We start from the raw sequence: 9,013 nt of genomic DNA, 5'->3' as shown, positions 1-9,013 counted from the left end.
TAAACTCCGGGTTCGTCAATACGGGTCCAGGCTTACGTTAATAAATCCGGGAATGGTGTCTTTCTTGACGGCAAAATCTGGCACCCACCATGAATGGATAACGTCGTCTGACGTCAGTAGGAATCTGACTTTGCGATTGATTGGCAGAACCAGAGGGTTATCGACTTCAAGAAGGTAATTGGCACCTTTTACCTCGTCACCCTCTATCTGCTTGGAAGAGGTTGCAAGAAGGCTGAAAAATTCGACATCCTCGCCGAAATAGCTGTAATGCCATTTCCACTGAGATCCCGTGATTTTGACCGTGAGATCGGACTGGCTGGTGTCTTCCATTTCAATCAGCGTGGTGGTTGCAGGCACAGCCATAGCAACAAGGATTAAAATGGGAATCACCGTCCAGATAATTTCCACTTTGGTGCTCTCATGGAAGTTGGCCGCAACCGCTCCCTGAGATTTGCGGTGTTTAAAGATGGCATAAAACATGACACCGAAAACCACGACAGCGATAACAACACAGATGTAAAAGATCAGCATATGCAGGTCATAAACCTGCTCACTAATACGGGTTACACCCCGAGTCATATTGTATTGGCTTCCAGACCATGCCACCGACGGGGTTAGCGCTCCCCACAAACACAAAGACGTTAATCTTTTCAAAAGATTTCTCCTCTGTTTTTCCACCTGCCGTTTCACGCGTTTGGTAGCGCAACGCGTTACTGGCAAGTATCAGATCTCCGCCCAATTCCGTTTGTGTTTTTATAGGCAGTGATCCACTTCGCATTTCCTCACAGGACTGTGATGGAAAGCACGCCATAGAACTTTGAAATTATTTCCAAGTTGCTAACTATTTGTTATGGCTTTGTTAATAACCCTAGATTCTTAACGACAATTGTTCAAGAATTAAGCAACATCGCACGTTTTGGAATTAGACTTTGATCGCCAAATGGGTCATTCCTATGTCACTGCTTTCCTATACTTGAAACTGCAATCATGCGGTAAAAATGAGGAGAGTCGATTTTATCGATTGCGACCACATTGTGAGATCTAATCCACAAAAAAAGGTGTGAACGACATTGGATATACATTAATTTAGGCTGAAAGCATTTCTAACAGGACAAGACTATGAATGACTTGATAACAAGATGGCTGGAAAGAGATCCTGACCCTCGCACTCGCGAAGAGCTGAATGCCCTTCAAAGCGGTAATCACGACGAAGAACTGGCGGATCGCTTTAAAGGTCGTCTGGAATTTGGAACCGCTGGCTTACGCGGCGTTGTAGGTGCAGGTCCAAACCGCATGAACCGCCTGGTAATTCAGGAAACTGCCACTGGTCTTGGGCAATACCTGTTGAAATCGCAACAAAACGCGGCATCAAAAGGGGTGGTAATCGGCTACGATGGTCGCCCAGACTCCAAGCAATTCGCGCATGACACCGCTTCAGCTCTTACCGCACAGGGCATTAAGGTCTATCTGACTCACGATGTCGCGGCGACTCCAATCGTAGCGTTTGGCGTTCTGCATCTTGGCACTGCTGCGGCAGTTGTCGTAACGGCAAGCCACAACCCACCGGAATACAACGGTTTTAAAGTGTACTGGGAAAACGGTGCGCAAATTATCCCACCGCACGATTCTGGTATTGCAGCAGAAATTGACGACGCGGCAGCGAAAGATCTTAACCTGATGCCACTTGAAGAAGCTGAAGAAAAAGGCTTACTGGTTTGGCTGAAAGAAGACTACTACCAAACATATCGCAGCACAGCGAATTCCAGCCCTCTTCTGCAAAACAAGCAGCAGCCTGAAAACCTTTCACTGGCCTACACGGCAATGCATGGTGTTGGAGCCAACATGGCTGAGACCCTTCTGGCTGATGCGGGTTTCACTCAGGTTCATAGCGTGGCGGCACAACGCGAACCGGATGGCACCTTCCCTACTGTGAACTTCCCTAACCCGGAAGAGAAAGGGGCGATGGATTTGGTTATCGCAGAAGCTAAGCAGCACAATGCTGAGCTTGCTTGTGCTAACGACCCGGATGCAGACCGCTTTGCGGTTGCTGCACGCCAGGCAGACGGCGAGTACAAAATGCTGACTGGCGACCAGGTGGGAGTATTGTTCGGTCACTACCTGCTTAATCAGGCCAATGACAACCAGAAACTGGTCGGTGCAACTATCGTATCATCCAGCTTGCTGGCAGAAGTGGCGGAAGCCGCAGGTGGTACGTTCTACAAAACCCTGACAGGCTTTAAATGGCTGACTAATGTTGCGATGAAAGAGCAAACGCAAGACAAGCAGTTCCTGTTCGCGTATGAAGAAGCGCTGGGTTACACAGTCGGGACGCTTGTCTGGGATAAAGATGGCTTAACAGCACTGGTAGCGTTTGCTCAACTGGCAGCAGCGCTAAAAGCACAAGGTAAAACCGTTTGGGACCAGCTAGAAGAAATTTACCGTCAGCACGGCATGGTCGTTAACGCCCAACACAGCATTGCGCTTGATCCGTCTGCGCCACCTATTGGTGATACTCTTCGCGCGAACCCGCCAACCACCATTGCGGGTCAGACGATTGCCAGTGTTGAAGACTTCAAACTGTCTAAGCAGACATTTGAAGATGGCAGCGAAAAAGCGCTGAACTTCCCAGTTAGTGATGTGCTTATCTACCATCTGAGCAACGGTTCTCGCGTCGTGGTTCGTCCGTCAGGCACCGAACCAAAACTGAAATGCTACTACGAAGTGGTGGAACCATTTGCTGCTGAAGAAAGCTATGCTCAGGCACTAAACCGAGCAGAAGAAAAAATTGATATGCTTATCAGCGAACATCAGCATTCTCTGCAATAATTAAAATAAATCAGGGGAACATATACATAAATAATCCCTGATATATAGCGATGATTGATGCCCTCCTATGGAGGGCTTTTTTCTGTCTGTTGCTGCCAGATTTTTGTATTAACAATGAAACAACACACCACATTTCTTTTGGTTCCTGCCAAGAATATGCAGCTGTCTTAATAGTCAAACAGACACGTAATAATCCGCTTCTAAACTCTTTGTTGATAAGTCGAACAACACGTCAATATCAACAAACTGGATAGATAGCTATGAACAATAAAGGAATCACCTTCATTGCATTGGCAGGATGCCTGTTAACCTCTTCTACCTCATTTGCATTTGGTCAATATGGGCATCAGGTAGTCTGTGACGTCGCATGGCGAGCCATGTCGGCAAAATCTCAGGATCAGGTCGCAGCCCTGCTGAAAGACACTCGATACCCTACCTTTGCCGAAGCGTGTGTTTGGGCGGATGAAGTTAAAAGCAACCCAGAATTTGATCGCGCGAAACCCCATCACTACATCAATGTAAAAAAAGGAGCTCAGAATGTGGAGCTCACGCAACGCTGTGACGATAAAGGCTGCGTGGTTTCTGCAATTGAAGAATACAAGAATATTCTGGCTGGCAAACCGAGTGGTAACCCTCTGTATTTCAATGACAAGACCAAAGCTCTGATGTTTTTAGGGCATTTTGTCGGCGATGTTCACCAACCCTTGCACGTCTCCTACGCTGAAGATTTAGGCGGTAATAAAGTCAATATTACCCATGATGGTAAAAGCTCCAATCTCCACCGTTTCTTTGACAGCAAGTTGATTGATGAGTCGGATATGACCTGGCTGGAATACGGGGAAGATCTCTACAAAGACTTGGTCGCTATCGACACTCAGGCATGGGAGAGTTCCAATACGCTGGACTGGGCAAACGAGTCTTACCAAATCACTCAGCAGATTTATCAGGAATTGCCCGAAGATGGCGTCATTTCTGCAGAATTTGAAGACAAATATCAACCTATTCTGAAAAACAGAATCCAGCAGGCAGGTTATCGGCTGGCAATTATGCTGGATGGTATTTTAGCTGCAAGCCCAGTTTCAGAAGCTCAACCTGACGATAAGAACGACGTCGATTCGGTTGAATTGATGGGTGGAAGTTACTACGCAGACGCGCAGGGAAAAACCGGGGCAGAGCTTCATCAAGCACTTAACCTGATCATTAGAGATCATGAAAAACTCACTTACAAGCAAGTGTATAAAGCTCTCGACTACACAGATGAAGACCCGTTCAACACCGATAACGTGATTCTTCTGTACACTCAGCGCTCACAGAGCAAAACGTCCAAATATAAAGGTGGCAGAAACAACGACCACTGGAACAGAGAGCATGTCTGGGCAAAATCACGTGGTTTTCCATCCAAGGGGCAGGCGGCGTACACCGACCTTCACCACTTAAGGCCAGCCGATGTCACTGTGAACTCCTCACGCGGCTCCAAGCTGTTTGATGATGGCGGACAGGATCATGGAGAAGTATTGGGAGCGCACGCCGATAACAACTCATTTGAACCACCAGAAGCGGTCAAAGGCGACGTTGCCAGAATGATTTTCTACATGGCGGTTGCTTATGATGGCAATACTGGCGGCACTCCAGACTTAACCTTACATCGAGGTTCTACAGCGGCTAAAAAACCAAAATTTGGACACCTTTGTACGCTGTTGGAATGGCACCTGAACGATCAGCCATCAGACTGGGAACGAAGACGAAACGAGCGCATCTTTGAACTGCAAGGCAACCGAAATCCATTCATTGATGTTCCCAGCTATGCTGACGCCATCTGGGGTGACAGGTGTTAAAGGGGTTCTAATAATTCATCGCAACAATATGCCCGTTGCCGACCTGCTCATAATGTAAAGCTTCATCTACGACGGAGGTTTCGCGAATTGGATCGGGCATCTTGTGTTGGGACAAAACCGAAGTCAGATCGCGTTTCACGTTCACATCCGCTATTGGCACAGCCTGCATCAGTCTTTGGGTGTAGCTGTGTCGCGGCGAGCTAAGCACTTCGTCTCTTGGTCCCATCTCCACAATTCGCCCACCATGCATCACGGCAACACGATGAGAGACTTGCTCGACCACCGCCATATCGTGAGAGATAAACAGGTAGCTGACGCCCGTTTCCTTTTGCAGCCTTTCCAGCAATTCGAGCACCTGCGCCTGCACCGAAACATCGAGCGCTGATACCGACTCATCAGCAATGATTAATTTAGGTTGAGAGGCGATGGCTCTGGCAATCGCAATACGCTGTCGCTGACCACCGGAAAACTGGTGCGGATAGCGATGCATGTGATTCGGCAGCATATCGACCTGCTCTAAAAGTTGGGCGACGTAACGCCCCACCTCGTCAGGCTGGCAGATACCATGAATCAACAATGGCTCGCTTAATAGCTGTCTGATGGTTTTTCTCGGGTTCAGTGAACTGTATGGATCCTGAAACACCATCTGAATGTCTTTTCGAATCGCTCTTAAATCCTGACCCGCTAACCCGTTCAATTCGTTTCCATTCAGGTTTGCGCTACCCACAAATGGCAGCATATTCATTAGCGCTTTGCCTGTGGTTGATTTTCCACAACCACTTTCCCCGACCAGCCCCAAAGTTTCACCAGGTTGAATCGAGAACGACACATTCTCGACCGCGCGCACTTCGAGTTTGTTTTTTTGCCACCAGACGGACGGCACGGGAAAACGCACACACAGGTTTTTCACTTCTAACAATGGAGAAGCAGGTTCCACCGTGTCGGCTGGTTTGGCGTGCCCAAGCTTAGGTACAGCCGCCAGCAAGTCGCGGGTGTAGTTGCTGGATGGCGCAAGAAAAATACTTCGCACATCGGATTGCTCTTCCACAATGCCCTGATTCATCACCACGACTTTGTCGGCCATTTCAGCCACCACTCCCATATCGTGAGTGATCATCAAGACACCCGTATCAAAGTCGTTTTTCAACTCATTCAACAGAGTCAGAATCTGAGCCTGAATGGTCACATCCAGAGCTGTGGTCGGCTCATCGGCAATCAGTATTTTAGGGCGACACACTAACGCCATGGCAATCATGATGCGTTGCAACATACCGCCAGACATCTCATGGGGGTACTGACCAAAGCGTTTTTGAGCGTGAGGGACTTTCACCGCATCCAGCATGCTGATCGCCATATTTCTGGCACCTGCTGTATCGACTTCTCTGTGCGCTCGTATTGCTTCACACAATTGCTGCCCGGCGGTCATGAGTGGATTTAAGGAGGTCATTGGCTCCTGAAAAATCATCGCAATGTCGTCACCACGAATGGCTTGCATCTCCTTCTCAGAGAAAGCCAGTAAGTCGCGTTGTTCAAACCAGATCTCCCCGCCCAAGACTTTAGCTACCGGAGGAAGCAGCCCCATGATGGCGGTGCTGGATAAGGACTTACCACTGCCAGATTCACCTGCAATACACACGGTTTCGCCCGCATCGATTGAAAACGAAAGATCATCCACCACTCGGTTCAGGTGTTGACCTGCTGCAATCGCAATAGACAGGTTTTCCACTGACAATAATGCCTTATCCATTTCCCCTTCCTTGTATTTCCAGCTGAACAAGATCCATAGACCTTATTCAAACACCACGTTTGGCATGTAAAAAGAGACCAGCCAGTTTGGTATATCCACGATTTCGCTGATCCGCAAGTCACCACACACTGAGCAAAGCATGTAGGCTTCTTCCGGCGACATATGGTGCTGAGCACAAAGCAGGTCAATCATCTGACTCACTGCACTTCTTGCACCTGCCATGAGGTCGGGTTCCACACCAGTCGTCACCTGATAGCCTTTGCTATCGAGATGACGGGTCACGGGACCCGTTGTCGTGAAATACGGCGTCTGTATTTTCAGATTGTCTACAACGTCCAGCTCAACCACCACATTCATCGGACTTTCAATCGCTGTTCCGCAAACCTCCCCATCCCCCTGAGCGGCATGGGTATCACCGATGGAAAGCAAGGCACCTTCGACCTCAATAGGGATATACAGCGTTGTCCCTGCCGATAAGTCGCGAATGTCCATGTTTCCACCAATACGCCTTGGCGGGACTACAGAGTGATCGCCACTGGCAGCAGGAGCAACGCCAATGGTTCCGGCGAAAGGCTTCAGTGGCACTTTTGCCATAGTGCTAAACGCAGCAGGAGCCAGAGTCGCAGAATCGTAAGACCAAAGATTCAATGCCGGGGCTTCAAACTGATCCGCAAGCAGACCAAACCCTGGGATATTGGCAGTCCAGCCAAATCCACTAGGTTTGAATTCGTGGATGGTGAGTTTTAAAACATCACCAGGTTTTGCCCCTTCGACATAGATAGGACCCGTCACTGGGTTGATTTTGCCGAAATCCAGCCCGGCAATATCACCCACAGTGGATGCCCGTGTCAGTTGACCGCCGGAGCTGTCGAGGCACTCGAACTCCAGCGTTGAACCTCGACCCACGCGAAAAGCAGGTTCGATGGCGTTATTCCATCCATGGTGGTGGTGCACACTGTGGATGGTTTTTATCAATGAGTTATTGCACATCTTTCACCCACACATTTTCGTAGTTAACCGGGATGTGTACAGGATCGACGAAGATACTGGTATCACCACCTAAGCGTTCTGAACGAATGGTAAAACGGCGTTCATTGAAAACAGGAACCCAGGGAGCATCTGCCATCAGATCCACATAAATGCTTTCCCACTCTTTCATACGGGCAGACTGCTGGCTTTCAGATACCATAGCATCTGCTTTGGCTGCGCGATCATCGAGGCTTTGATTGCAGTACCATGACCAGTTCCATCCCCCATCAACCGCACCGCCACAACCCAGAATAGGGCCATAGAAGTTTGAAGGATCCGGGAAGTCAGCAATCCAAGCCATGCCGCCCGACCAGATCATTGGTGCTTGGTCAGCCGCCCCCCCAGCCGCAATCACATTGGCTTGCGCCAGAGCTTTGATTTCTGTTTTCACACCAATTTTGGCGAGATCCTGCTGAATAGCCTGGGCAATTCTTGGTTGAGGATCGGTATTGGCGACATAAAGTTCAGTGGTAAATCCGTCTCCCAGCCCCGCATCAGCCAGCAGCTTTTTGGCACCATCCGGATCGTAGGCGTAGCCCTTATAACTTTGGGAATAACCTGGCATGGCTGGCGGCAAAGGCTGGTTGGCTGGAGTAGCACGACCATTGATGATCTGGACGATACGACGTTTATTGATCGCCATGTTCACCGCCTGACGCACCTTGACGTTATCAAAGGGTTTCATCTTTACGTTCATGGTGATGTAGCCAGTGTGTAGCTGATCACCGGCGATAATCAGCGGTTTGTATTGTGGGCTGTTCTTCATTTGCAGGAACTTAGCTGGCGGAATACCGTCACCTGCGATATCGACTTCGCCTTTCTCTAACCTCAGCAAGGCAACAACAGGTTCCTGCCCGACTTCAAAACGGATCTCATCCAGATAAGGCAATCCGGGTTTGTTGTAATCCGAATTTCGGACAAACGTCAGTTGTTGACCGAGTTTCCACTCGCCCAGCTTAAATGCGCCCGTTCCGACCGGGTGTTTACCAAAATCTGCACCCCATTTCTCAACCGATTCTTTCGGAACCACAAACGCAAAGTTGATCGCTAATACATGTAAGAAGGTGGCGTCCGGGCGAGACAACTGGAAACTCACCGTGTAGTCATCGACTGCTTTAATGCTGGCTAATCCTTTTGACTGACCGCTGTTAAAAGCATCGAACCCTTCCAGCGAGCCAAAGAATCCTGCGCCCGGGCTTTGTGTGGCAGGGTTGACGGTTCGCTCTATGGAGTATTTTATATCGGCGGCTTTGACTTCTCTGCCGTTGTGAAATTTGATTCCTTTCTTGAGCTTGAAGGTGTAAGTTTTACCATCTTCGGAAATGGTGTAGCTTTCTGCCAGATCTGGCACCAGCTCGGTTGTTCCCGGTTTGTAATCCATCAAGCCATCAAACAGGCTTTTGATCATCGACCAGTTTTGCCAGTCGTACCCTATGGCGGGGTCTAGCGTTGAAACATCATCCTTGTACGTGACAATCATACTGCCACCCTGCTTGATGTCTGCCATTGCGAGAGGCGACGCCATCACGCAAGACAGCGCTGTCGCTACTGCTAACTTTTTCATCACACTTGTCCT

The 9,013-nt window shown here is 49.0% G+C and carries 5 protein-coding genes and 1 pseudogene; 2 read left to right on the top strand and 4 right to left on the bottom strand.

The window, feature by feature from the left end:
- A pseudogene (gene coxB / locus RH89_RS20265) lies at positions 1 to 636 on the bottom strand (cytochrome c oxidase subunit II); the annotation flags it as partial.
- A 483-nt stretch (positions 637 to 1,119) separates the two neighbouring features.
- On the opposite strand from coxB, the gene RH89_RS20255 reads away from it, so the two are divergent.
- Positions 1,120 to 2,826 (top strand): phospho-sugar mutase, encoded by a 1,707-nt coding sequence (locus RH89_RS20255; protein WP_004405932.1) that lies wholly within the window; start codon positions 1,120 to 1,122, stop codon positions 2,824 to 2,826.
- A 260-nt stretch (positions 2,827 to 3,086) separates the two neighbouring features.
- The gene (locus RH89_RS28860) at positions 3,087 to 4,661 is read left to right on the top strand and encodes a S1/P1 nuclease (RefSeq protein WP_004405931.1); all 1,575 of its coding nucleotides are present in this window, start codon (positions 3,087 to 3,089) and stop codon (positions 4,659 to 4,661) included.
- A 7-nt stretch (positions 4,662 to 4,668) separates the two neighbouring features.
- Here RH89_RS28860 and RH89_RS20245 read toward each other — a convergent pair whose 3' ends face one another.
- Genes RH89_RS20245 through RH89_RS20235 form a run of 3 tightly spaced genes read right to left on the bottom strand, consistent with a single transcriptional unit; the run spans position 4,669 to position 9,001 of the window.
- The gene (locus tag RH89_RS20245; RefSeq protein WP_004405929.1) at positions 4,669 to 6,408 is read right to left on the bottom strand and encodes an ABC transporter ATP-binding protein; all 1,740 of its coding nucleotides are present in this window, start codon (positions 6,406 to 6,408) and stop codon (positions 4,669 to 4,671) included.
- Between the two features lie 42 nt (positions 6,409 to 6,450).
- Positions 6,451 to 7,398, bottom strand: a complete 948-nt coding sequence (locus RH89_RS20240; RefSeq protein WP_004405928.1) for an acetamidase/formamidase family protein — start codon at positions 7,396 to 7,398, stop codon at positions 6,451 to 6,453.
- On the bottom strand, positions 7,388 to 9,001 hold the full coding sequence (locus RH89_RS20235) for an ABC transporter substrate-binding protein (RefSeq protein ID WP_004405926.1): 1,614 nt from the start codon (positions 8,999 to 9,001) through the stop codon (positions 7,388 to 7,390). Before RH89_RS20235 ends, RH89_RS20240 begins: the two co-directional genes overlap by 11 nt.
- Positions 9,002 to 9,013: the final 12 nt, after the last annotated feature.

It is taken from the genome of Vibrio nigripulchritudo ATCC 27043, from assembly GCF_000222685.1.
GTDB lineage: Bacteria > Pseudomonadota > Gammaproteobacteria > Enterobacterales > Vibrionaceae > Vibrio > Vibrio nigripulchritudo.
The sequence above is the reverse complement of the archived record's forward strand: the minus strand, read 5'-3'. Positions and strand labels throughout refer to the sequence as shown.